Raw genomic sequence first — 25,056 nt, 5'->3', positions numbered from 1 at the left:
TCAATGCTGCCGCGAGCGCAGCGAGCGGCCTCATATGAGTGGGGGTGGCTGGCGCAAATGCCCTCTGTCCCGCCAAGTTGTGCGCGATGACTCTCGCCGCCCGCAGGCGTCCGGCCGTGCGGGGGGTGGTTCTCGACCGGTCGCTCGAGGAACTCCCCCTCTTCCGGCTCAGCGATAGTGCCGACGATGCGCCCGTCTCGTTCACCACCGAGAACGGCGGGCGTTGGCGTGTCATCCCCGCCCCCGGCGACCGGCTCCCCGGCACTTTCGATCAGGACGTGTACGTGGAGCTGCTGCACCGCTACCACGAGGGGGGCTCGCCCGCCGACGGCGCCATCACCTTCACGCTGCACGCTTTCCTGCGCAGCATGGGGCGCCGCGCCGACGGGCGCACCTACGAGCAGCTGCGCGCCGCACTCGCCCGCCTCGAGCGCACCACCCTCGAGAGCACCGAGGGCGCCTACTGGTCGGCACAGTCGGGTACGGCCGACATCAGCTTCACCGTGCTGAGCACGGTCAGCGTGCAGCGGCGCCGGGTGGCCGACCGCGAGCAGCTGCACCTGTTTGGCAACCTGGCCGCCGGTGAACCGGGCGACGCCCGCGTCACGCTGTCGGCCACGCTGCGCGCCAACCTGGCCGCTCGGCATGTGGTCACCCTGTCGGCCAGCCGGTATCACGCCCTGTCGAGCCCGGTGGCACGCCGGCTGTACCGCATGATGGAGGTGGCGCGCGCCGACGGACGGCTCTCCTGGCGGGTGCCGCTGGAACGGCTGGCCGAGCAGATGCCCCTGACCCAGCGCTACCCCAGCCACCTGCAGCGGGTGCTGCAGCCGGCGCACGAGATGCTGCTGTCGGCTGGGCTGGTGCGTGACATCGCCATCAGGCAGTACGACCGACAGTGGCACGTGGACTACGTTTTGGGATCGCGGCCGCGCGAGGAAGGCTGAGGCAGACGGATCGGACTAATCGAATTGGTCGGATGTCGGAGGTCCGAGGTCGGATTGAATGCCCGATATCGGAGTCGGGACTGCTGTCGGAGGTCCGAGGCCGGAAGTGGCTTTCCCGGGGGCGCGACGCCCCGCCGTCGTGTGGTGGCCCCCACACCTCCGGCCTCGGACTTCCGACCGGGGTCGGGCTTCTGACCTCCGGCATTCGATCCGACATCCGGCATCCGGCATCGGATCATCCGACCATCCGACCATCCGACCGTCCGATCATCCGACCATCCGACCGTCCGATCCCTCCCCGCGGAACGCCCGGGGTCCTGGCGCGTATGTCTTGCAGTACCTTTTCTGGTCCCCTTTTCGCGAGACCCGCATGACCCGTATCCGCAAGGCCGCGCTGGCCAGCATCGTGCTCGTTCCTCTGCTCGCCTCGGGCTTCGCCCTGCAGGCGCGCTCCACACGAGGCGGTGCCCAGCTCCTCGACCAGGTGCTGACCTTCGTGGCCCTGCGCTACGTGGACACGCTCGACGCCCAGCAGCTCTATGAAAAGGCTGCCCGGGGTCTCGTGAACGAGCTCAAGGATCCCTATACCGAGCTCTTCACCCCCAAGCAGCTCGAGGAGTTCTCGCGCAACACCAACGGTCGCTATGCCGGCATCGGCATGGAAATCGTGAAGGTGGGCGACTACGTAACGGTGAACAAAGTCTTCCCCGGCTCGCCGGCCGAGCAGGGTGGCGTGCTGGAAGGGGACAAGATTGCCGTGGTCGACACCACCAGCGCGCGCGGCTTCAACACGCAGCAGGTGCAGAACAAGCTGCTGGGGCCCATCGGCACGCCGGTCACCGTGCAGTTCCTGCGCGTGGGCGTGGCGCAGCCGGTCAAGCTGAGCTTCAAGCGCGCCGAGATCCACGTGCCGGCGGTGCGCTACAGCATGATGCTCGATGAGCGCACGGGGTACATCCCCCTGGAGCGCTTCTCCGAGCAGACCACCGAGGACATTGCCAACGCCGTCATGGCGCTCAGCAAGCGCGGTGCGAAGGGGTTCATCATCGACCTGCGCGGCAACCCCGGGGGCATCCTCGAGGAAGCGTTCAGCATGTCCAACCTCTTCCTGCCGCGCGGCAAGGAGCTGCTGTCGGTGCGCGGCCGCGGTGAGTTCCAGAAGTTCGTATCGCAGCAGGACCCGCTCGCGCCCGACGTGCCGCTCACGGTGCTCGTCGACGGCGGTTCGGCGTCGGCCTCCGAAATCGTGGCCGGCGCGCTGCAGGACTACGACCGCGCCCTCGTGCTGGGCACGACCAGCTTCGGCAAGGGGCTCGTGCAGAGCGTGTACAACCTCGACGGCGGCTACGCGCTCAAGATCACCACGGGCAAGTGGTACACGCCGAGTGGCCGCAGCATTCAGAAGGAGCGCAAGCTCAACGCCGACGGCCAGTTCCTCGAGGTGCTCCCCGACAGCATGGAAACCGACTCGGTGCGCAAGGCGCGCCCGGTGTTCAAGAGCGCTGCGGGGCGCACGGTGTACGGTGGTGGCGCCATCACGCCGGACATCATCGTGCAGCCGGACACGCTGAGCACTGCCGAGCAGGTGCTGCGGCGCGCGCTGCTGCCGCACTACGCCAAGTACCAGGCGCACGCGGCGGCAGTGGCCGAGCTGCAGAAGGGGAAGGTGAAGCCCGACTTCGCGGTGGACCCGGCGTGGCGTGACGAGGTGTACCGTCGCCTGCAGGCCGACACGGTGAAGATCGACAAGGCGGTGTGGGACGCCGGCGCCAGCGACATTGACCGGTTCCTCGAGGATCGCGTGGCCAAGATTGCCTTCGGCGACACGCTCGTGCGCCGCCGCAACCTCAAGGACGACAACCAGCTGCGCCGCGCCATGGAGATCATGCGCAAGGGCACGACGCAGAAGGATCTGTTCACGGTGGCCGCGTCGGAGCCGGCGAGCAAGCCGGGCGTGGCTCGCCGCAACTGACACACCGGTCCGTAGGCGAGCAGCTGAACGGCTCGTCGGAGACACGGAGGCACAGAGGCACGAGGCACCGCGAATGAACGGAAAGATGGGGTGTCCAACCGGGCACCCCATTTTGTTTTTTGTGGTTCTCAGCGTCTCCGCGGCTCTGCGCCTCCGACGAGCAGTTCTCCGTGGCTCCGTGGCTCCGACGAGCAGTTCTCCGCGGGTTCTCCGTGGCCCCGCTCACCCCAGCGGCAGCCGGTCCCGGTACGTGCGCATGACCGGCAGCGTGGCCTCGGTGGTCAGGCGCAGCTCGTACTCCCCCGACCCCAGCTGCACCAGTTCGCGCACGCGGTCCAGCGGCACCACATACGACCGGTGCACGCGCACGAAGCGCCGCGCATCCAGGCTCTGCTCCAGCTTCTGCATGGTCATGCGCACGAGATGCTGCTCGCGCCCCACGTGCAGCCGCACGTAGTTGCCGTCGGCCTCGAACCAGTCGACCTCCTCCAGCTTCACGAAGCGCGTGCGACGCCCCACGGTCACGGCGAAGTGCGCCAACGGGGCGGTGGCGGCGGCACCATCCCCCCCTCCTCCGCCAGCCAGCCCGCGCACGAGACGCGCCAGCTCCGCGCGAACCTCATCGTCGAATACCGATTGTGCCGGCGTGCGCGCCGCCACCGCGTCGAGCGCGCGTGTCACCGACTCGGCCAGCCGCTCGGTCCGCACGGGCTTGACCAGAAAATCGGTGGCGCGCGCGTCGAAGGCGCGCACCGCCGCGTCGGCGTGGGCCGTGACGAACACCACGAAAGGGCGCAGCTCGGGCGGCAGATCCCGCAGTAGCGCAAACCCGTCTTCCCCCGGCATGCTCACGTCGAGGAAGAGCAGCGACGGCGTGAGCTGCGGCAGCAGCGCGCGCGCCGTGGGCACATCGGCAGCCTCGCCCACCACGTGCACCCGTGCATCCTGCGCCAGCAATCGCTTGAGCCGCTGACGCGCCAGCGACTCATCGTCCACCACCATGGTGCGCAACGGCGCCAACGCGGGCATCGTCATGCCACTTCCAGCGGCAGACGCAGCAGCATGCGGGCACCGCCCCCCGGCCGCTCGCTCAGCACCGCCTCGGCCGCCTCGCCATACAGCGCCGCCAACCGTTCCCGCACGTTCCGCAGCCCCGTCCCGGTGCCGCGGTGCGCCGACCCGGTGGGCCCGGGGCCATCATCATCCAGCTGCACCTCCAGGGTGCCGGGGCGCGCGCGCACCGTGAGCTGCAGCTGCGAGGCGCCCACGCGCCCCTCGATCCCGTGCACCACGGCGTTCTCCACCAGCGGCTGCAGCAGCATGGGCGGCACGCGCGCCGCCAGCACCGAGGCATCCACCGCGCGCGTTACCTGCAGCCGGTCATCGAAGCGCATCTGCTGCAGGGCGAGGTAGTCGTCCATGTGTTGCAGCTCCTCTGCCAGCGATACCGTGCGCTGCCGGCCGGCTGCCAGCGTGGCCTGCAGCAGCGACGACAGGTGCAGCAGCATGGTCTCGGCGCGCGCGGGATCGTGGTGCACCAGCTCGGCCAGATCGTTGAGTGCGTTGAACAGGAAGTGCGGCCGCAGCTCGGCCGCCAACGCCGACAGCTGCGCCTCGAGCGCCAGCCGCTGCAGCTCGGCGTTGCGCTGCTCCACATCGCGTGCGTTGTGCAGGCGACGCAGCACCAGATACGCCAGGGAAGCACCCAGCACCGGGCACGCGGCCCAGAAGACCTGCTCGGGGTAGCCGGGCAGCATGGCCTGGATCACCGCGGGCACAATGCCCAAGGCGTCGCCCGCCCAACGCGTGGCCGCGGCCGACGTGAATGAGGTCACCAGAATGAGCGCCAGCGCACCCACCGCGCGCAGCAGCAGGTTCCGCTGCCGGTGATCGCCCGCAAGTGGAAAGCGATCGTACCAGGCAAAGAGCGGCACGGGCACCCACATGAGCGACACGAGATCCACCGCGGCCAGCCCCAGCGCGTGCGCCCAGGTGGCCTGCCCCTTCTCCACCCCCAACACGGCGGCAATCCACGCCACGGTCAGCAGTTCGCCGAATACGCCCACGCCCAGCAGCGACAGCAGCTCGCCGCGGGAGATGCGCGCGAGCACACTGCGCCTGTTCGCCTGTCCGTTCGCGTGCCCGTTCATCTGCCCGTTCATCTGCCCGTTCACGCCAGCGGCTCGTGCGCCGTGGTGGTGGCGGACACCCGACGCCAGCCACCCACGCGCTCACGCGCCCCGTCGAGCAGCGCGTACACCACCGGAATGACCAGCAGGGTGAGGAACGTGCTGGTGATGGTGCCACCAATGACCGCCATGCCCAGCGGCGCCCGGAACATGGCGCCCTCGCCACTCCCCACGGCCACGGGCACCATGCCCGCCACCAGCGCCACCGTAGTCATCACGATGGGCCGCAGGCGCGTCGCGCCCGACTCCACCAGCGCTTCTCTCAAGCTTCGGCCTCCGTCACGCAGCTGCTTCGCATAGTCGAGCAACAGGATGGCGTTTTTGGCCACCACGCCGGCCAACAGGATGACGCCAATGAGCGACATGATGTTGATGGTCATGCCGGCCATCCAGAGCGCGCCCACCACCCCCACCGCCGACAGCGGCAGCGATACGAGAATGGCCAGCGGTTCGATCCACGAATTGAACTGCAACACGAGCACGAAGTACATCCCCACCACCGCCACGGCGAGCGCCAGCAGGATGTTGCCGAACACCTCCTGCTGGTCTTCCACATCGCCGGCGTACGCCACGGTGACGCCCGCCGGCAGCGACATGGCCGCCAGCTGCTGGTCGATGCCCGCCGCGACGTCGCCCAGGGGACGGCCCAGCACATTCGCCGTCACAGTCACCGAGGCCGACCCGTTGTCGTGCTCGATGCGGGTGGGCGCCGTGGTGGCCGTGGCGCTGGCCACCTGCGCAAAGGGTACCGCCTGCAGCGCGCCGTCAGCGCCCGGCACCTGCAGCGGCAGCGCGGCCAGATCGCCCGACTCGCGACGCAGCGCCTCGGGGAGCCGCACGCGCACCTTGCGCAGGTCCCCGTCATCATCGATCCACCGCCCGGCCTCCACGCCGGCAAACGCGGCCTGCATGGCCCCGGCCACTTCGGCCGGCGTGGTGCCCAGCGTGGCCGAGAAGGTGCGATCGAGCCGGATGTCCAGCGCGGGCGCACCGGGGCGGCTGGAGAGCGTCACATCCACCGCGCCAGGCACGGTGCGCATGCGCGCCGCAATGGCGGCCGCCACCTGTGGCAGGGTGGAGGCATCGGCGCCGCGCACCTGCAGCTGAATGGGTTTGAGGAAGCCGTTGAGCCCCAGGTCCATGACCGCGTAGGTGGCCCCCGTGAGCGCCATCACATCACCACGCAGCGCCGTGGCAATCTGGCGGGCCGTGCGCGCCCGCGCCGCGCGCGGCACCAGCAGCACCATGACCTGCGCCTGCGACACATCCCCCTCGCCGGCCCCCACGGTGGTGTAGACGGTGCGCACTTCCGGCAGCCGGCGCGCCAGCGCCGCGGCGGCTTCGGCGCGCGCCGTGGTGTACGGCAACGCGGCGCCCGGTGGGGCCTCCACGAGAATGCCAATCTCCCCGCGATCGTCTTCCGGCAGGAACTCGGCCCCCACCGCACCCATGGCCGGCAGCAGCACCGCCACCACCAGCGATGCCGCGGCCACCGCCAGCGTGAGCGCGCGATGCGCGAGCGCCCACTCGATCACGCCGCGATAGCCGGTGCTCAACCCATCGAACCACACATTGAAGCGATGCAGCACGCGGCTGATCCACGACCGCTGCCCAATGGGCACGTGCGGATCGGGCCAGTAGGCCGAGAGCATGGGGTCGAGCGAGAAGCTCACGAAGAGCGACACCAGCACGGCGCAGGCAATGGTGAGCGCGAACGGCTTGAAGTACTGCCCCGCCAACCCATTCATGAAGCCCACGGGGAGGAACACCACCACGATGGCGGCGGTGGTGGCAAGCACCGCCAGGCCAATCTCCTTCGTGCCCTCGCGTGACGCGGTGACGTGGTCTTTGCCCATCTCCACGTGCCGCACGATGTTCTCGCGCACCACGATGGCGTCGTCAATGAGAATGCCAATGGCGAGCGACAGCCCCAGCAGCGACATGGTCTCCAGCTTGAAGCCAAACGCCCACACCGCCATGAAGCTGGCGAGGACCGATACCGGCAGCGCGAGCCCCGTGATGACCGTGGAGCGCCAGCTGTTGAGGAAGACGAACACCACGAGCACGGTCAGTACCGCGCCCTCCAGCAGGGTCTTCTGCACGTCCCACACGGCCAGCGCCGTACGCGTGCCCGCGTCCTGCACGATGCGCACGGTGCGCCCCGCCGGCAGTGTGCGCTCGGCGGTGGCCAGACGTGCGCGCAGCCCCTCAGCCACCGTGGTGGCGCTCACGCCGCGCCGCTTGCGCACGTCGAGCGTCACCGCCGCCTGCCCGTCCACACGCGCGGTGGTGCGCGCCTCCGCCGCCGCAATGCGCACGTCGGCCACATCACGCAGCCGCACCACGCGACCCCCGCTGGCCACGAGCGGCAGCGCCGCGAACGCCTCGGCGTTGTCGGGGCGGCCCTGAAAGCGCAGCGTGGCTTCGCGCGTGGCATTCTCCACGCGGCCAATGGGCACGGACACATTCTGCGCCTCCAGGGTGGCGGTCAGCTGTGCCAGCGAAATGCCGGTGGCGCGCAGCGCCTCCGGACGCACCTGCACCGACAGCTCGGGCACCGCGTCGCCAATCACGCGCACCTGCGCCACCCCGGGCACCGCGCGCAGTTCGCGCGCCAGACGCCGGGCGTCGGCGCCCAGCATGAGGGCGTCACCGTTGCCACCCACGGCCAGGCTCATTACCGGCAGGTCGGTCTCGCTGAACCGCTCCACCACCGGCTCCTCCACTTCACGCGGCAGGTCACCGCGCGCGGCGCTCACGGCGTCGCGCACCTCCTGCACCGCTTCGCCGGTGGGCTTGCTGAACACGAACTCGGCGAAGAGCAGCGCGAAGCCGTCGCCCGCCGTGCCCTTCAGCGTCTTGAGGCCGCCCACACTGCGCACCTTGTCCTCGAGCGGGCGCAGCAGCTCTCGCTCCACCTGCGACGGCGTGGCGCCGGGGTAGGGCACCGTCACGGTAACCATGGGTGCCTGCACGTCGGGCCACTCGTCGGTTTCGAGGCTGCGCAGCGCCACCAAGCCCGCCATGACGAGCGCCAGCATGGCCACCACCGCCACCAGCGGGCGACGAATGGCCAGATCGGAGATCCACATGTCAGCGCCCTCCGCCCGTGGCGGCGCTGCCACCAAGGAGCGTGCCTTCGGCCCACGCGCCCGCGGGGAGCCGGCCGGCCCCATTGGGCACGCGCACGGTCACGCGCAGCTGGCGCGTGACGGGGTCGAGTGCCGGCGCCACGCGCACGATGCGGGCGGTGACCGTGGAGTCGCCCCATCCCGCCACGCGGAGTGCCACGCGTGCGCCGGGACGCGCGGCACGGGCGAGGGTGGCCGGTACGCCCGCGTCGAGTTCGAGGGTGCCGGGGTCAATGATGCTGAGCAACTCGTCGCCCGCCTGCACCATGGAGCCTTGCGTGGCCATGCGACGTTCCACGACGCCTGAGAACGGCGCCCGCACCGTGAGGCGGGCCACGTCGCCCTGCGCACTGGCGCGCTGCGCCTGCGCGGCCTGCAGCGCCGCCTCGGTGGCCTGCACGCGCGCGTCCCACTCGTCCATCTCGGCACGGCTCACGCCTCCCACGGCCAGCAATCCGGCCACGCGCGCACGTTCGCGCTGCACCTGCTGCAGCGACACCTGCTGTGCCTGCACCTGCGCCTCGGCGGCCGCGAGCGCCGCGCGAACCGCCGGCACCTCGAGCGTGGCCAGCACGGCGCCGGCGCGCACCGGCTCACCCACCTTCGCCGCCAGCGTGCGCAACGCGCCCGACAGTTCGGCGCGCAGCAGGGCGCGAGCCTGCGGCTCGAGGGTGCCGCTCAGGTCGAAGGCCGAGGCGGCCCGCGCCGTGTCGGTGGCGTGCGCCAGCGCGGTGTCGGCCGCGACGGTGTCCACGATGGGGGTCGAGACAACCGCCCCCTGGTCGGGCGCGGGCTGGCGCGGCACCGCGTTGGTCTGGTCGGCGCCGGTGCTGTTGCAGGCGGCCATGGTTCCACCCAACAGGAGCAGCAGTGCGGTGGCCCGCACGCGGGCCGTGCGGCGAGTGAGAGCGGGTGAATGAGGGGGCATGTAGGCGGCGCTCACGGCTGCAGGGGCAAGAGGGGAAGGCGGTCAAAACGGGCGGCGCGTGCTTCGATCACGGTGCGGTCGCGGGCGGCGCGGGCGCGGGTCGCCATGGCTTGCTGCCAGGTCAGGCGCGCGTCCTGCAGTTCGAGGAGCGAGGCGCGCCCCACGTCGTGACGGGCCTGCGCCACGCGCAGCGCCTTGTCCGCGCTCGCGGCGCCGGCCACGGCGGCCTGCCACGCCGCGCGACTGGCGTGCCGTTGCAGTGCAAGGTCGGTCTGCTCCAGTTCATTTTGGCGTTCCGCGGCGCGGCGCTGGGCCTGGGCCAGACGCTCGCTGGCGGCGGCCGACTCGATGCGCGCCGTGGTGGCGCCCGTGAGGTCGAGCGGCAGCGACAGTGACACCCCCACCAGCGTGTTCTGGTAGTAGGGCCCGCCCCAGTTGCCGCCGCGCAGCGGATAGGCCAACCGCTGGTGACTCAGCGTCACGTCGAGCACCGGCAGCAGGGCGCGCCACGCCGCGCGATGGCGGGCGGCCGCTTCCTCCGTGCGCGCGTCGAGCTCCCGCAGCGCGAGGCGCGATGTGCGTGGAGCGGTACCCGTGGCTGATGACGATGACGCTGCCAACGGTGAGAACCCAAGGCTGTCCGTTGCACCGCTGCCGGTGGCGCTGCTGTCGCTCCACGGTTCGGCAGGGGACTCGAGACGCAGCGGCGTGCCGCCCGGCAGGTCGAGGAGCTGACGCAGCGCCAGGTCGGCCAGCTGCAGCTGCCGGTCGGCGTCGATACGCGCGGGGCGCAGCGCCTGCACGTCGGCCTCCACGCGCCAGATCTCGAACTCGGGGGTGCGCCCCTGCGCCACGGCCTGCCTGGTCACCGCCAATGTGCGTTGCGCCTGCGCCAGGGCCGAATCGGCCACATCACGCAGGCGACGCTGCAGTTGCACGTCGGCGTAGCGGGCCACCACCTCGGTTTCGAGGGCGGCGCGCAGCTGCGACTGGGCAAGGGTGGCCGCCTGCACCCCGGCGCGTGCCGCATCCACGTTGGCGCTGGCCACCCCGCCGTCGAAGGGGCGAATGGCGGCGTTCAGGCTGGCCGTGCGGGTGTTGGGAGACGCGAAGACGCGCGCGAAGGGATCGAGCTGGTCGGCCGGCACTGGCGGAATGCCGGCGCGGCGGCCGATCTCCACGAACTGATTCTGGGCCAGCCGCTGGGTGCCGTACCCGGCGGACACCACGGGCAGCAGCCGGTTGCGACGCGCACTGAGCGCTTCGCCGCGGGCCGCCCGTGCGACGTCGCGCAGGGCGCTTGCCGTGGCCAGCCGTGGCTCGCGCGCCGAGAGCCGGGCCAGCGCGTCGGTCAGCGTGATGGACAGGGAATCGGGGGCGGCCGATGTCTGAGGCTGCGCCGGGAGGTGCGACGCAGCAAGCAGGGCCGGGAGGAGCAGGCGGAACATGGGTGAGCGCATACCGTCGGATTGAGATGTCCGAACAGTCAGCGGGGCCGGGGGCCCGCTCCAGCGGGGGAGGGACGGCAGCCGGATTTCTGGTGACGGCGGCGGGTTCTGGCGGGATACCGCACCGCCGTGTACGGAAAAGTCCGGATTGCTCGATGCCGGTCGGTCGGGTACGGTTCACGCCATGTCACGCACCTCCTCCCGCCTCTCGCTCGCCGCCGCCACCCTGGCGGCGGCGCTCGTTGCTGCCTGCAGCGCCTCCACAGGTTCCGCACCGGCGGCCTCGTCTTCGGCCCCGCTGCGCCGCGCCATTGCGTCGGACTCCGGCGAAGGGCATCTCGCCAACCTCGTCCAGCTCACCGACGGCGGGGAGAACGCCGAGGCGTACTTCAGCGCCGACGGGAAGTACATCACCTTCCAGAGCACGCGCGACGGGCGCAGCTGCGATCAGCAGTACGTGATGCGGGCTGACGGCACGGGGCTCACCAAGGTCTCACGCGGTGGCAAGACCACCTGCGGCTGGTTCCTGCCGGGGAGCAAGCAGGTGTTCTTTGGCGCCACGCACCACGCCGACAGTGCCTGCCCGCCCAAGCCCGATCCCAGCGCCGGTTATGTGTGGGGAATCGATCCGTACGACATCTACGTCACGGATATCGACGGCAAGAACATGAAGCGCCTCACCAACTACGGCGTATACACGGCCGAGGGGGTGCTGAGTCCCGACGGCAAGCGCATCGTGTTTACGAGCCTCAAGGACGGCGATCTCGACATCTACACGATGAACGTGGATGGCAGCGACGTGAAGCGGCTCACGACCACGCCCGGGTACGATGGCGGCCCGTGGTGGAGTCCCGACGGCACGAAGATCGTGTACCGCGCGTGGCACTACGACAACGAGAAGGATCTGCAGGCGTACAAGGATCTGCTGGCCAAGCGCATGATCCGCCCCAACCGCATGGAGCTGTACGTGATGAACGCCGACGGCAGCGACCAGCGGCGCATCACCAACCTTGGCGGCGCCAACTTCGGCCCCTCGTGGACCCCCGACGGGCAGCGCATCATTTTCTCGAGCAACCACAAGAACCCGCGCAGCCGCAACTTCGATCTGTTCACCGTGAAGCTCGACGGCACGGGGCTGGAGCAGATCACCACGAACCCCGAGTTCGACGGCTTCCCCATGTTTTCGCCCAACGGCAAGCAGTTGATCTTCGCGAGCAATCGCGGGGCGACGAAGGCGGGGGAGACGAACCTGTTCGTGGCCGACTGGAAGTGAGGGAGGCGCTGCGCGCCGTTCTGGTTGACGAGGGAGGGAGCAGGGGGCAGGGATCAGGAGGAAGGGGGAAGTGACAACGGGGCCGGTGCGAATGCACCGGCCCCGTTCTTCGTCCTGACCACCTTCTTCCTGCTCCCTGCCTTTTCAACCAGAAGCGGGGCGGCCGGTGGCCGCCCCGCGTACCATCACGCAGGCTGCGCCTGGATATCGATCGACAGCTTCACGTCTTCCGACACCAGCACGCCGCCCGCCTCGAGCGCGACGTTCCACACCAGCCCCCACTCCTTGCGCGGGATCTTCGTCTCGAGCGTGGCCGACACCTTCTGGTTGCCCCACGGGTCCTTGGCCGGGCCGCCGATGTCGCCGGTGAGCGTGACGGGCTTGGTGATGCCGCGGATGGTGAGGTCCCCGGTGGCCGTGACGGCGTCGCCGGTGCGCTCGAACTGCGTGAGGGCGAAGGTGGCCGTTGGGTGGTTTTCGACGTCGAAGAAGTCGGGGCTGCGCAGGTGGCCGTCGCGCTGCGCGTTCCCGGTATCCAGCGAGGCGAGGTCGACGGTGACGGTGACCGACGCCGCCTGCCCGTTCTCCTCGGTGATGGTGCCGCTGAACTGATCGAAGGTGCCGCGCACGGTCGAGATGCCGAGGTGCTTCACGGCGAACTGGATCTGGCTATGCGCAGGATCGATGACCCACTGCATGGAATTACCTCGGGGCTGATTGGACTGACTGCGGTTATCTCAGTTATGAGATGTAACCGGGAAAGAAAGCCCCCGTCAAGGGGGCGCCCGAACCGCGTCGGCGACGGGTCAGTCGTGGTGTGGCCCCGGCATCATGGCCGCGTGCCGCCCCATGTCGCGCAGCAGGTCGGCCACCTGCTGCTGCTCCTCGCTGCTGATCCCCTCCATGGCCCGTGCCACCACGGCGGCGTGGGCCGGGAAGATGTCCGCCACCAGCGCGACCCCCTTGGGGGTGAGCGCCGCATAGCGCGCCCGGCGATCGGATTCGCAGCTGCGCCGCTCCACCAGCTCCTTGGCCACCAGCCGGTCCACCAGGAAGGTGATGCCGCCGCTCGACACGAGAATGCGCTTCTGGACCTCGCCCAGCAGCATCGGCCCGCGGTGATACAGCGCCTCGAGGATGCCGAACTCCGCCAGCGTCAGCCCATGCCGCGATACGTCGGCGGCGGCGTGCGCCGCTACCGCGGTGTGGGCCCGGGCCATGATGACCCACAGCCGCAGCGCGGCCGCGGTGCGGTCGTCGAGCGCCGGCTCGTGCGCTTCCGGGTGCTGGCTGAGCGGGCGCGAGTCGCGGGCGGGGCGGGCGGTGGTGGCCATGCGGAAGCCTCAGCGAACCCGATGCAATACGCAAGGGCGGGTGCCGCCGGGGCGGTCGGCGGCCCGTTGGGAACAAAACCCGGATAAGCGGTCAGCGTACCGGAATTGGGCGGTGCAAGTCTCACAGTCCGAGCAAATAGTGGACCGTATGTTCCTAGGGAAAAACCATCATTAATCGCGCATACCGGTTAGTTGTTACCGCAAAAGTACTTAAAGTAGTGTTGCGGGAAAAAAGGGGGATATACCTTAATCGGTCGCTGGCCAGCACTCCCCTATTTGGCCGCGCACTTTCCGTTTGGAGGCGTGATGCGCAAGCCCCGTCCGAACACGTACAACCCGGCCCAGGCGCTGCATCTCATTGCAGCGGATCGTACCGGACTTCCCCTGAGCTGCCCGAGTTGTGAGGGGCAGATTTCCCGCGATCCGGCCCAGGCCCCGCCCCAGCCGCATTCGCACGTGACGCTCAAATGCACCAGCTGCGGGCGGTTGGCCCGGTACATCGCTGGCGTGAACTGAGCGAATCGCTGCTTCAGGGCGCCGCTCCCCCGGCGCTTGTTCGACCCGACGCATCGCGACGAGTCCACCACCCGCGAACGCGAACGCCCCCGCCGACCATTGCCGGCGGGGGCGTTTCGCGTTCGGCACCTGGTGCTCCGCGCGCCCACGATCAGTGATGTGGGGAGCACTGGAGGAGGATCGACCTCAATGGGTGATCGTGCCCTGCTTGCTCGTATCCACGTCGTCGCTCTGCCCGGCCTTGAACAGGAAGGCCTCCATGTTGCGGGTGAGGAACGTGCGGGCCTGCGGGTCCATGACGTTCAGCCCGTAGTGATTGATCAGCATGGTCTGCTGCTTGAGCCATTGCCCCCAGCACTCCTTGCAGATCTCCCCCACGACGCGCGCGCCGATGGCGCCGGGGAACGGCGGACGTTCGAAGCCTTCGCGGGTGGTCCCGCACCGGGTGCAGTTCACATCGGCCATGGTTACTCCGCCACGCGGACATGCGCGCCGACGCGCGCGTACTTCACTTCGGCGAGCCCGAAGAGCGACAGCAGCTTGATGTACATCCACCCGATATCGAACTCGAACCAGCGGTGCGCGAACTTCGCGCTGTGCGGATCGGCGTGGTGATTGTTGTGCAGCTCTTCGCCGGCAATGATGATGGCGATGGGCGAGATGTTGCGGCTCTCGTCCTTCACGTCATGGTTGCGGTAGCCCAGCGCGTGCCCCACACCATTGACGATCCCCGCCGCCCAGAAGGGAATCCAGATCATCTGGATCCCCCACACCACGGGGCCGATGAACCAGCCGAAGAGCCAGATGTTGATGGCCAGCATGAGGAAGATGCCCAGGTTCGACCGCTTGTCGAGCAGGTGCCGCTCGATCCAGTCGTTGGGCGTGCCCTTGCCGTACTTCTCCAGCATTCCCGGCTGCCGCACGGCATTCCGGTAGTAGAAGGCCCCCTTCAGCAGGATGTTGCGCAGCCCCTCCACCACCGGGCTATGCGGATCCCCCTCACGGTCGGCGTACGCGTGGTGCTTGCGATGGCACGCCACCCACTCCTTGGTCTTCGTCGCCGTGGTGAGCCACAGCCACACCCGCATGGGCAGCTCCACTATGCGATGAAAGACCACACTGCGATGGGTCTGCGACCGGTGCAGGAACAGCGTGACGCAGATATTCGTGAGGTGACCGGCTACCAGAACGAATACGACCGGCTTCCACCAGTCGCTCGCCCAACTTCCGAACTCGGGCATGAACACTCCAAAACGTAGATCGAACAGAACCGGCCGTTTCAGGGCCAGCCGCAAAAGTTAGTCCGAATCCGGGGTGTGGGCCACTCAACCGGTGCGGCGAACAGGAGCCCCACGCGCAACCCCGCAGGAGCCAGGCAGCGCGCGAGTACGAGGAGGCGGCGGCCAGCGTGAGGCAGTGGGCCGTCAGTACCGCGGAAGCGACGGGTCCACATCGAGGCTCCACGCGTCGATGCCCCCGTCGATGTTGATGAGCGACGCGAAGCCGTGCTGGGCCAGCCAGTTGGCGGCCATTTCGCTGCGCATGCCGTGGTGACAAAGCAGCGCGTACGTGCGCGACGTGTCGAGCGTGTGCACCTGCGCCGGCAGCGTGGAGAGCGGAATGAGTGTGCTGCCTTCGATGTGGGCGATGTCCCACTCCCACTGCTCACGCACGTCGATGATGTGCGGCGGGGTGTCGCTCTTGAGCAGCGCGGCAATGTCCTGAACGGATTGATGTTCGACCACGATTGGTTCTGGTGAATGGGTTCTGAAATCATGCGCGTCGGAGACACGGATGCGCGGAATCACGGAGCACGGCAAGGTCATCGCGTTCCCTCCGTGCCGCCGCGGCGCCGTGGGCTCCGACGAGCTGTTCCCCGCTGTTCCCCGATGTTTCCCGCCGCCTACCGCTTGCCGGCCAGGGCCGCCCGCGCCGTATCCAGTGCCTTCGCCGCGGCCTCGAAACGCGACACCAGATCGGCCACCTCGGCCTGCGTCTCCGCCTCGGTGCCGTAGCGAATGGCCTCGTTCACGCCGGGGAAGACCATGCTGGAGTACCCGTTGTCCACATCGCTCGCGTAGATGAGCGTGCGATACCACGGCCGGCTCTTGAGCCCGCGGTCGCGGGCGAAGCTGCGCTCCACGGTGAGCAGCGCGGCGTTGGCCGCGGTGCGCTGTGCCTTGCTGAGCGTGCCCGCCAGCGCCGTGTCCCGGGCCGCGGCAAAGGCCACGGCGGCGCGTTCGAGGGTGGTGATGGCCGTCGCGAGCGAGCCCACCGGCGCGCTGCTCCACCCCTTTTGCGCGAGGCCGCGCTCGACCGGCGCCAGATAGCGGCGCATCGTGCGCGCAAACTCCGCGTAGTCGTACGGCAGCACTTCGGCGTTGGCGAGCCGCAGCGCGAACGCCGCGCCGATGCGCCCCGCCGTGGCATGATACAGGAACTCCGGATCGCCGAAGCGCTCCATCCACGCGAAGGTGTCGTACGCCGAATGATAGGTACCGGCGGGCCCGCCGAAGCCCCAGTCGGCGGTGGGGATGCCGAAATGATTGTAGAAGCCGGCGAAGTCGCTGCCGCCCCCCGGGTCGCCCATGGTGGGCTCGAGCGAATCGGCGCGCGTGCCACTGGTCTGGCGCCACGCTTGGTACACGGAGCCACGCCCCTTGGGGTCGGGCACGCTCTTCACCACATCACGCAGGATGGCGCGCATGCTGGGGCTGCCGCCGCCGCCGAATTGCGACCCCTGCGCCGACACATCCTGGTTGAGATACGCCACCGCGCCGCGCTGGAGTCGCAGCGAGTCGTCTTCCACGTACTCGGTGCTCCCCATGAGCCCCCACTCCTCCGCATCCCACGTGGCGAAGACGATGGTGCGCTTGGGGCGCTGCCCTTTCCGGGCAAGGTCGGTGAGGGCGTGCGCCGCCTCGAGCACGCTCACGGTGCCGCTGATGTTGTCGGCCGCCCCCGGTCCCCACGAGTCGCGGTGCGCGCCAATGTACACGTACTGCTCGGGAAACTCGGTGCCGCGCAGATAGCCGAGGGTATTGTGGATCTGCTTGGTGCCGTTGGTGGCGGCATCGGTGGTGACCGACACACGCAGCCGCACCGGTCCGGGCCCCACGTGGTAGCGCAGTGCCATGCCCCCCTGCCAGCTGCGCGGAATGTCGGTGCCGCGCACGGCGGCGAGGATCGTCTGCGCGTTGGCGGCGCTGATGGGCACGACGGGAATGCGCGGCAGCGCCGTCTGCTCGGGGGTGAGGCGCGGCGCCCCCGGCGTGCTGGCGTAGCCCGGCGTCAGCGGATCGCCGGTGCCGTTGAACACGCTCCCCCGCTGCACGCCCCGCAACGGCCGCATGGGTCCCTCGGGATACACATCGCCGGTCACGAAGCCGTCGTCGAGCGGGTCCGTATAGATGAGCAGCGCCACGGCGCCGCGCTTCTGCGCCTCACGCGCCTTGATGCCGCGGAAGCTGCGGCCGTAGCGCGCGAGCACCACCTTGCCCTCCACGCTCACGCCCAGTGAATCGAGGGTGGCGTAGTCCTCGATGAGCCCGAAGTTCACGAACACCACCTCTCCTTCGCCCACCCCGGCGCCGCTCGAGCCGTTCACGGTGAGATACTGCGGCAGCTGCGTCGCGGCATCGCCCGCCACCGGCGGTTCGGTGAGATCGAGGGCCACCGGGTCGGAGCCGAGGATGGTGACCGACACGGCCGTGGCGTGCGGCAGCCACACGGCGTAGCTGCGCAGCTCCGTGTCCAGCCCCATCGCCTTCATCTGTGCCATGACGTAGTCGGCGGTGCGCTGCTGCGCCGGCGTGCCCGCCACGTGCGGCTCCTTCGACAGTGCCGCCGAGTGGGCGCGCGCCCGCGAGGCCACCGGGCCGGCAATGGCGGCCTGCTCGAGCTGTCGCTGCGCGGCCGCCGTTGCCGGGGCATAGCCCGGCATGGGCGGCAGCGACTGAGCCTCGAGGCGGGCCACGGCCGGCATGGCCAGTACGAGACCGGTGGTGATGAGGCGGGAACTCAGGGGGGCACGCGTCATGGTGGGCCGGATTGACTGAGGTGTGGTGTCCATATCCCCAATGCTACGGCCGGTGGCGGCATCTCGCTGTCCCGCGACCTCAGCCCGCCTCGTACTCCTCGGCGGCGCGCAGCAGCGCCTGCTGCAGCAGCGCCTCGCGATCGGCCCCGTCGGGGAGTGCCGCGGAGAGAGCGGCGAACTGGCGCAGCATTTCGTCTTCCAGCTGCGCGCGCGTGGGGGCGTTCACCCCCAGCACGGCCAACGACAGCACGGCCACGTCACGCAGCTGCCGCACCGTCTCGTCGTCGAGTCCGTGAAGACTGGGGGGCCGCGGCGGTGGCGCCGGCTTCTCGCGGCGGCGCTTGGGGGTCTCGAAGAGCGCCGTGACCGGCGCAAAGGTCACGACGAACGAGCCCGGGGTATGCTCGGCGTAGCCTGCAATGACGTTGCGGCGACGGAGGGAGGGGAGCAGCCGCACGATCGATTCCCGCACGGGCGAGTAGCCATCCACACTGTTGTTGCCGCGCCCCGTGATCACGAGCGCCTCGTCGGCCCCCAGCACCTGTTGCTCGCGCAACCAGCGTTCCGCAAGCGCGGTGGCCTGCAGCGCCGTGGGCTGCAGCGCCCGCAGGTTGAGCGTGCGCTGCCCGCCAAAGCGCAGTTCGTCGAAGGCGCGATCGAGGCTCGTCATGCGTGGTGAACGCGGCGGGGCGGTGGTTGGTGCGCGGATCGCGCGTCAGCGACGCGCCGCGGGGCTGCCGACCGCCGGCCGGGTGGTCAGGACCTGAGACAGGACCGTGCCGTCGATGCGCTCGATGGGCACCACCTGCGCCAGCTCGGCCAGTGTCGGCGCCACGTCCACCGAACGGATGGGCATGGTGTAGCGCCCCGGCTTCACCCCCGGTCCCAGGAAGAGCACCGGGATCTTGGCGTCGAGGTCGTAGGGCATGCCGTGCGTGGCGTAGCGCGTGGTGAACACGTAGTAGCCGGGCTTGAAGGTGACGGTGAGCGCCACCTGCATGTCGGCGGGGAGCGAGTTCCGCCAGCGACGCGCCACCTTGTCACCGCGCGCGGCCGCCGCCGCAAGCTCCGACACTCTATACACGCTGGCCATCCCCGGCAGCGCGAGGAGCCCGCGGCGCACCACGGTGATGACCGAGTCGGCGTTGATCCCCTTGGCGGCAAACCGGCGGCGATCCACCATGATCATCTTGTCCTGATAGACGAGCGCATCGGTCTCGAGTCCGCGGGCCACCAGCGCGCTGCGTACCGCATCGATGACCGGGCGCACATCCACCCGGCCGCGGTTGGGGTCGGTGCCCGCAAACGACGCTTCGGGATACGGCGTTACGCCGTGATCGGCGCCCAGGGCAAAGACGATGCGCGTGGAGTCGCGCATGGCGTAGAGCGAATCGATGAAGCGGCCAAGCAGCCGATCGACGCGCAGGACCTGATCGTGCAGCTCCTTCGAGTCCGGGCCCCAGGCGTGGCCGATCGCGTCGGTGGTGGAGAGCGACAGCGCCAGCACGTCGGTGGTGGGCCCCTTGCCGAGTTCCATGGCCACCACTCCCGCCAGCGCCATGTCCACCGTGTAGTCGTCCATCCAGGGGAAGGAGGACAGCGAATCGAGGCCGCGCCGCCGGTCGGTACCCAGCGTGTGCGGGAAGGCGATGTCCTTGCCTTCGTGTTCGTAGGCCACGCTGTCGCGCTCCGGGTACGCCGACGCGGGGAGCAGCGGATTCCACGTCTGGCCGAGGTACTTGGCGGCGCCATCGCGCGCATTGAACTGCTGCACCCAGGTGGGGAGCGTATCGGCGTAGTAGCGGCTGGTGGTGAAGCGCCCGTCGAGCCCGTACCAGTACACCTGCTGCTTGGCCTTGCCCAGCGGCAGGATGGCGCCGCGATCCTTGCGCGAGACGGAGAGCGCCCGCGAGAACTGGTCGCGCGCGCGAATCCAGTCGAAGAGTGCGCTGCCGCGGAAGCGCCAGGGCGACGCCCCGCCGCCGCGCCCCAGCAGCAGTGGCGTCTGCGCGTCGGCCACGCCGAGGTCGTTGATGACGATGCCGGTGTTGGCGGGGATGCGCCCCGACCAGAGCGTGGCATGTCCCGGCGCGGTTTCGGTGGTGGCGTGGTCGTGGAACGCCTCCGTGAAGAAGGCCCCCTGCGTGAGGAAGCGCTTCAGGCCGCCGGTGAACTGCGGCCCCCACCGCTCGAGGTAGTCCGGGCGCAGCTGGTCGATCGTGATTTGCACGATCAGCGTGGGCTTGGGCGGCTGCTGCGCGGCGGCGACGGCCGGCAGCGCGAGCGTGAAAGCGGCGGCGAGGGCGCGAGAGATCATGCGCGAAATCTAGCGCCGGAGCAGGCGGGGGCGGGTCGCGAGTGTGCAACGAACTGCAGACGGCAGACGGCAGGAACGACAGCACGCAGACCGCAGGAATACGGTACAAACGACACGGGGGCGGCCGCTGCGCGGCGCCCCCGATTGCCTTTCCCCCGCGATCGATCGGCCGGGTTTGGTACCCCAATGACGTCGCCGTTCGTCGTCCGGGAGTCCCATATCGGCGCGCTGCGCAGCAGTCGCGCCGCTCTTCCATGTTCCTGCGGTCTGCGTGCTGTCGTTCCTGCCGTCTGCCGTCTGCAGGAGGTCGCACACGGGATCTCGCCACCATACTGGCGATCGCCACACGCGGCACCTCACCGGCGCCCCGTCCGGCCTCATGCGCGTCGCCGGATCGACGCGCCAGGACAGGGTCTACCCACCGATGATTCAGCCACGCAGGCTGGTGCACTTCGCGGTTGCATCACGCGCGTGCACCGCGTGGACGCCGCACCGATCACGGAGGCACGTGATGGCGCCGTCAATATTGTGCGGAAACGCAAAATGCAACAGAGGGGAGTCGAAAATCGCGGGCGCGGGCGGGCACGAAGCAGCACCGCGGATCACACGGACTGACGCGCCATCGCGAGAAGCCAGCGCGGTCAGCGTGCCGGTTTGCGTCGCGCCATTTCCGCGGCGGTGGCCACCGCCGCAGGCGTGGCGAGTCGCGCCAACCCCTGTACGACCCCGTTGATGTCGGCATCCGGGCGATTCTGACTCATCTTGTACTTCCCCTCCAGCGCATCGATGCGCACGGAGACCCCCACGATGCCGCGCATCTGTGCATCCAGATACTCGCGCGGTGCATCGTGCATGGCCCACGGATGCGCCTGCGTAGCCTCATGCACGTCGGTCAGCTGCGCCAGGTGCGCCTCCAGCCACGCGACATCGTCGTGCCTGGTGACCGCACCCTGCACATGCACCGCGATGTAGTTCCAGGTGGGCACCACCCGCCCCGATTCCTGCTTGCTCGCGTACCACGTGGGCGTGACGTAGTGGTCCACCCCGGAGAACACGACCAGTCCGGGCACGGAGGCGCCGGCTGCCGGCAACCACTGCACATGCGGATTCGCGCGGGCCACGTGCCCCTGGAGCCTGCCCCCCTCGCGATCGAGATGCAGCGGCAGGTGCGTTGCATAGGGGGCGTCGACCGGACCGGCCGCCGTGACCAGCACCGCCAGCGGATGGGCCACCATGAAGTCGTACAGCGTGGCGCGGTCGGACTCGCGAAAGGGGGCGGGAATGTACATCGGTGCGGGGCGGGTTCAGTGTGTGGGACTTCCAGCTGACGGCAGACGGCAGGAACCACAGGACGCAGACAGCAGGAATGCGGACGAACGACTCGGGAGCCTGCGCTGCGCGCGGCTCCCGATTTGCACCGACAAAGGACATCGGGCGCGCTGCGAAGCAGCCGCGCCCGTGTTGTTCTACGACAGTCCTGCCGTCTGCGTGCTGTGGTTCCTGCCGTCTGCCGTCTGCTGTTCAACGGAGCCAGCCAACCCCACGGCACACCGACGACAGGGCTGTCACCCCTTGATCGACGCTTCCAGCATCTCCAACCCTGCCGCCAGCTCCGCCTGCGTGATCACCAGCGGCGGCAGGAAGCGCAGCGTGTGCTCGCCGGCGCTCACCATGAGCAGCCCCCGGTCGAAGGCCCGGGCAATGATGGCCGCAGCCGGCTCGTGCACATCCATGCCCCACATGAGCCCCTTGCCGCGAATGGCGCGCACGGCGCCGGTGCGATCGGCAATCGCCTGCAGCTGCGCGCCGAACCAGGCCCCCGTCTCGCGGACGTGCTGCAGCAGCGCCGGGTCGGACAACCGCTGCACCACATGGTGGGCCACATTGGCGAGCAGCGGCCCGCCGCCGAAGGTGGTGCCGTGGTCCCCCGGCTGCATCACGCGCGCCACCTGCTCATTCACGAGGATGGCCCCGATGGGCAGTCCGTTGGCGAGCGGCTTGGCGATGGTGAGCATGTCGGGTTCGATGCCCAGCTGCTCGTACGCGAAGAACGACCCGGTACGGCCCAGGCCGCACTGAATCTCGTCGAGGATGAGCAGCACGTTGCGCTCCCGCGTGAGCTCGCGCAGTCCGCGCAGGAATGCCGGCTCCACCACCCGCACTCCGCCCTCGCCCTGAATGGGCTCCACGATCACCGCCGCCGCCGTCTCCGGGTCGAGCACGGCGCGCAGCTCGTCGAGGTCGCGCTCCACGATGGACACGCCCCCCATGAGCGGGCGGAACGGCAGACGGTACGCCGGGCGATCGGTGGCCGCGAGCGTGCCGGGCATGCGACCATGGAAGGAGCCGCGCACGGCGATGATTTCGTGCTTCGACGGATGCTCGGTGCTGCGGGCCCAGCGCCGCGCGAACTTGAACGCCCCTTCGTTGGCCTCGGCCCCCGAGTTGGCGAAGAAGACGCTGCTCGCGAACGAGTGCTCCACCAGCCACTGCGCCAGCGCTTCACCCGGCGCGGTGCGATACAGGTTGGAGGTGTGGATGAGGCCCGCCGCGAGCGCCTCCTGCACGGCCGCGTTGACGCCGGCGTCGTTGTGGCCGAGTGACGTCACGGCAATGCCGGCGACGAAATCGAGGTAGCGCTTCCCCGTCTCGTCGATCATGTAGACGCCCTCACCTCGCACGAAGAGCGGCGCCTGTCGCTTGTACGTGCCCAGAATGGCGGGCAGCGGAGCGGGGGCGGCCGGCGTTGGCGCCGGAGCCACGGGCGGAAGCATCGTCGAAGTCATGGCAGCTGCCTGGAAGAATCCGTGGCGTCCTCGCGCGCCACGATCGCGGTCCCCGCCTGGGGGACGGTGAGTGCGGCGAGATCCCCAATCCGCACCCGGGTCACTCCACCTGCCAGCGCCATGGCGCAGGCGTCCAGCTTGGCGGCCATGCCGCCACCCGCCACGCCACTGGCCACCAGCGCGCGGGCCTCGTCGAGCGTGAGCGTAGCGAGGCGCTGCTGGTCGCCATCGAGGACGCCCGGTACATCGGCCATCAGGAACAGTTCGGTGGCCCCAATGGCCGCCGCGATGGCGGCCGCTGCATCGTCACCATTCACGTTGTACGCCCCCGCCTCGCCCGCGTGCTCGCGCGCGGCCACCGGCGAGATGACCGGCAGGTATCCCGCGCGCAGCAGCGCGTGCACCACACCCGGGTTCACCTGCGCCGGCGTGCCGCTGTGGCCGAACTGCGCCGGATCGATGGGGGTGGCGCGCAGCAGCGCTGCGTCTTCGCCACTGATCCCCACTGCCGGCGCCCCCGCCGCCACCAGCGCGCTCACCATCTGCTTGTTGGCGAGCCCGCTCAGCACCATGCGCACCAGCTCGAGCGCCGTGTCGGTGGTGACGCGGCGCCCGCCAATGAACACCGGCTCCTCCCCGCGCAGCCGCTGCAGCGCGCTGATCTGATCGCCACCACCATGCACGACCACCACCTCGCCGGCGGTCGCCTGCCAGAGGGCGGCGATCGCCGGCGGAAGCCGTGGGTCGTTCTGGGTGCGGCCGCCGAGCTTTATGCAGATCATGGACGAGTACGGGTGTGGAGGCTGAGTGTGGTGTGTGCGACTGCAAGCAGACGGCAGACGGCAGGAACTACAGTGAGCAGAACGGGAGGAATGCGGAGGAACCTGGCGAAGCCGGCGCTGCGCGCGGCTTCGATTGCAGCACACGGCAGGTCGGGGTGAACGGCCGGGGCCGAGACCACAACCACGACCCCGACAGGCTATCGGGTGCGCCGCGAAGCGGCCGCGCCCGAACGTTCTACCGATTTCCTGCCGTTCTGCGTGCTGTAGTTCCTGCCGTCTGCCGTCTGCTGCTTGTCGCCCGCACTACATCTGGAGCCCAAGCCGCTCGTCCAGGCCGAGCATGAGGTTCGCGTTCTGCACCGCCTGCCCCGCCGCCCCCTTCACCAGATTGTCGATGGCGCTGAACACCAGCAGCGAAGGCTGTCGCAGGCCGGTGGGCAGCACCGCCCCGATGCGCACCACATTGCGGTGCTGCACATCGGCGAGGCTCGGCAGCCCCGTGGTGAGCTCCACGAACGGCTCGTTGGCATAGGCGCTGCGATACGGCTCCAGAGCGTCGGCCAGCGGCCGCGACAGCGGCACGGTGATGGTGCTGAGGATGCCGCGATCCACCGGCAGCAGGTGCGGCGTGAACAGCAGGTCGCAGTCGGCGCCCAGACGCTGCATGGTGGCGCGCATCTCGAAGAGGTGCCGGTGCGCGTTTCCCACACCGTACGCGCGGAAGTCTTCGGTGACTTCGGCGAAGAGCAGCTCGAGCTTGGGGCTCGCCCCGGCGCCGCTCACGCCACTCGCGCTCGCAATGCTCACCGTGCCGCCGGGGGCGATGAGCCCCGCCTTGGCCAGCGGCGCGAGCGCCACAAGAATGCTCGTGGCATAGCAGCCGGGGTTGGCCACCACGCGCGCCCCCTGTACATCGGCCCGGAACAGCTCCGGCATGCCATACGGGGCATCGTGCGGCACCCCGGCAGGCAGATCGTGAGCGGCGCCGCCGTGCCCCGGGCGCAGGTCGCTCGACAGGTCCACCACCTTGGCGCCGGCCGCGATCACCTTGGCGATCCACTCCGCACTCGCGCCATGCGGCAGCGCCGCGAAAACGAGATCCACACCCGCCAGATCGGCGGCCTCCGGGGCCACCAGCGGCACCTCGTGCACGCGGCCGTTGGCACGCACGCGCAAGGTGGTCCCGCGCTGGCTGTTGGCCGTGGCAAAGGCCAACGCCAGCTGCGGATGCCCCAGCACCAGCGCGCACAGCTCACGCCCGGAGTAACCGGACGCGCCCAGCACACCCACGCGATAGGTCGGAAGAGCGGAAGACTCGGGCACGAAAGGCGAAACGGAAGACGGTTGATTCGATGCGGCGTTTTATGCAGTGTTAATGCATAATTTTGCAGGCC

The 25,056-nt window shown here is 69.5% G+C and carries 20 protein-coding genes; 3 read left to right on the top strand and 17 right to left on the bottom strand.

The annotated features are described in order from the left end of the window. Positions 1 to 86: 86 nt before the first annotated feature. Positions 87 to 947 (top strand): replication initiator protein A, encoded by an 861-nt coding sequence (locus LW840_RS06385; RefSeq protein ID WP_291260400.1) that lies wholly within the window; start codon positions 87 to 89, stop codon positions 945 to 947. 370 nt (positions 948 to 1,317) lie between these two features. Beyond that, positions 1,318 to 2,919, top strand: a complete 1,602-nt coding sequence (locus tag LW840_RS06380) for a S41 family peptidase (RefSeq protein ID WP_291268228.1) — start codon at positions 1,318 to 1,320, stop codon at positions 2,917 to 2,919. Positions 2,920 to 3,141: 222 nt separating this feature from the next. On the opposite strand, the gene LW840_RS06375 is transcribed toward LW840_RS06380, so the two are convergent. The 5 genes from LW840_RS06375 to LW840_RS06355 are packed head-to-tail and all read right to left on the bottom strand — an operon-like array spanning position 3,142 to position 10,615. Beyond that, entirely contained in the window at positions 3,142 to 3,954 is an 813-nt protein-coding gene (locus LW840_RS06375) for a LytTR family DNA-binding domain-containing protein (RefSeq protein WP_291268227.1), read from the bottom strand. Then, the gene (locus LW840_RS06370; RefSeq protein WP_291276641.1) at positions 3,951 to 5,093 is read right to left on the bottom strand and encodes a histidine kinase; all 1,143 of its coding nucleotides are present in this window, start codon (positions 5,091 to 5,093) and stop codon (positions 3,951 to 3,953) included. Before LW840_RS06370 ends, LW840_RS06375 begins: the two co-directional genes overlap by 4 nt. Continuing rightward, positions 5,090 to 8,200 (bottom strand): efflux RND transporter permease subunit, encoded by a 3,111-nt coding sequence (locus LW840_RS06365; protein ID WP_291276640.1) that lies wholly within the window; start codon positions 8,198 to 8,200, stop codon positions 5,090 to 5,092. Before LW840_RS06365 ends, LW840_RS06370 begins: the two co-directional genes overlap by 4 nt. A gap of 1 nt (position 8,201) precedes the next feature. Beyond that, positions 8,202 to 9,167: an efflux RND transporter periplasmic adaptor subunit gene (locus LW840_RS06360; RefSeq protein ID WP_291276639.1), complete on the bottom strand. Its 966-nt coding sequence runs from the start codon at positions 9,165 to 9,167 to the stop codon at positions 8,202 to 8,204. An 11-nt stretch (positions 9,168 to 9,178) separates the two neighbouring features. Beyond that, positions 9,179 to 10,615 carry a TolC family protein gene (locus LW840_RS06355; protein WP_291276638.1) on the bottom strand — a complete coding sequence of 479 codons (1,437 nt, stop codon included), beginning with the start codon at positions 10,613 to 10,615 and terminating at the stop codon, positions 9,179 to 9,181. 184 nt (positions 10,616 to 10,799) lie between these two features. Here LW840_RS06355 and LW840_RS06350 point away from each other — a divergent pair, with 184 nt between their 5' ends. Then, the gene (locus LW840_RS06350) at positions 10,800 to 11,888 is read left to right on the top strand and encodes a hypothetical protein (protein ID WP_291268222.1); all 1,089 of its coding nucleotides are present in this window, start codon (positions 10,800 to 10,802) and stop codon (positions 11,886 to 11,888) included. A gap of 185 nt (positions 11,889 to 12,073) precedes the next feature. Here the strand turns inward: LW840_RS06350 and LW840_RS06345 are convergent, their stop codons facing one another. The 12 genes from LW840_RS06345 to argC all read right to left on the bottom strand — a co-directional run bounded on the left by LW840_RS06345 (position 12,074) and on the right by argC (position 24,985). After that, positions 12,074 to 12,586, bottom strand: a complete 513-nt coding sequence (locus tag LW840_RS06345) for a YceI family protein (RefSeq protein ID WP_291261167.1) — start codon at positions 12,584 to 12,586, stop codon at positions 12,074 to 12,076. 108 nt (positions 12,587 to 12,694) lie between these two features. Continuing rightward, a complete protein-coding gene (locus LW840_RS06340) occupies positions 12,695 to 13,222 on the bottom strand; it encodes a MarR family transcriptional regulator (RefSeq protein ID WP_291268221.1) in 528 nt (175 codons plus the stop codon). Positions 13,223 to 13,924: 702 nt separating this feature from the next. Then, positions 13,925 to 14,194 carry an oxidative damage protection protein gene (locus tag LW840_RS06335; RefSeq protein WP_291276637.1) on the bottom strand — a complete coding sequence of 90 codons (270 nt, stop codon included), beginning with the start codon at positions 14,192 to 14,194 and terminating at the stop codon, positions 13,925 to 13,927. Positions 14,195 to 14,205: 11 nt separating this feature from the next. Next, a complete protein-coding gene (locus LW840_RS06330; protein ID WP_291261170.1) occupies positions 14,206 to 14,979 on the bottom strand; it encodes a fatty acid desaturase in 774 nt (257 codons plus the stop codon). A 183-nt stretch (positions 14,980 to 15,162) separates the two neighbouring features. Beyond that, positions 15,163 to 15,483 carry a rhodanese-like domain-containing protein gene (locus tag LW840_RS06325; protein ID WP_291261171.1) on the bottom strand — a complete coding sequence of 107 codons (321 nt, stop codon included), beginning with the start codon at positions 15,481 to 15,483 and terminating at the stop codon, positions 15,163 to 15,165. A 158-nt stretch (positions 15,484 to 15,641) separates the two neighbouring features. Continuing rightward, positions 15,642 to 17,810, bottom strand: coding sequence for a M20/M25/M40 family metallo-hydrolase (locus LW840_RS06320; protein WP_291276636.1), 2,169 nt, complete (start codon positions 17,808 to 17,810; stop codon positions 15,642 to 15,644). Between the two features lie 46 nt (positions 17,811 to 17,856). Beyond that, a complete protein-coding gene (locus tag LW840_RS06315; protein ID WP_291261173.1) occupies positions 17,857 to 18,447 on the bottom strand; it encodes a hypothetical protein in 591 nt (196 codons plus the stop codon). Between the two features lie 45 nt (positions 18,448 to 18,492). Further along, a complete protein-coding gene (locus LW840_RS06310) occupies positions 18,493 to 20,094 on the bottom strand; it encodes an alkaline phosphatase family protein (protein ID WP_291261174.1) in 1,602 nt (533 codons plus the stop codon). Positions 20,095 to 20,735: 641 nt separating this feature from the next. After that, positions 20,736 to 21,383, bottom strand: coding sequence for an FMN-binding negative transcriptional regulator (locus tag LW840_RS06305; RefSeq protein ID WP_291276635.1), 648 nt, complete (start codon positions 21,381 to 21,383; stop codon positions 20,736 to 20,738). Between the two features lie 276 nt (positions 21,384 to 21,659). Continuing rightward, positions 21,660 to 22,880: an acetylornithine/succinylornithine family transaminase gene (locus LW840_RS06300; RefSeq protein WP_291276634.1), complete on the bottom strand. Its 1,221-nt coding sequence runs from the start codon at positions 22,878 to 22,880 to the stop codon at positions 21,660 to 21,662. Further along, positions 22,877 to 23,662 (bottom strand): acetylglutamate kinase, encoded by a 786-nt coding sequence (argB, locus tag LW840_RS06295; RefSeq protein ID WP_291261177.1) that lies wholly within the window; start codon positions 23,660 to 23,662, stop codon positions 22,877 to 22,879. The genes LW840_RS06300 and argB overlap by 4 nt, the downstream gene beginning before the upstream one ends. A gap of 303 nt (positions 23,663 to 23,965) precedes the next feature. Beyond that, entirely contained in the window at positions 23,966 to 24,985 is a 1,020-nt protein-coding gene (argC, locus tag LW840_RS06290; protein WP_291269262.1) for an N-acetyl-gamma-glutamyl-phosphate reductase, read from the bottom strand. Positions 24,986 to 25,056: the final 71 nt, after the last annotated feature.

The organism is Gemmatimonas sp. (assembly GCF_021298855.1).
Classification (GTDB): domain Bacteria; phylum Gemmatimonadota; class Gemmatimonadetes; order Gemmatimonadales; family Gemmatimonadaceae; genus Gemmatimonas.
This window is presented reverse-complemented; position numbering and strand designations above follow the sequence as displayed.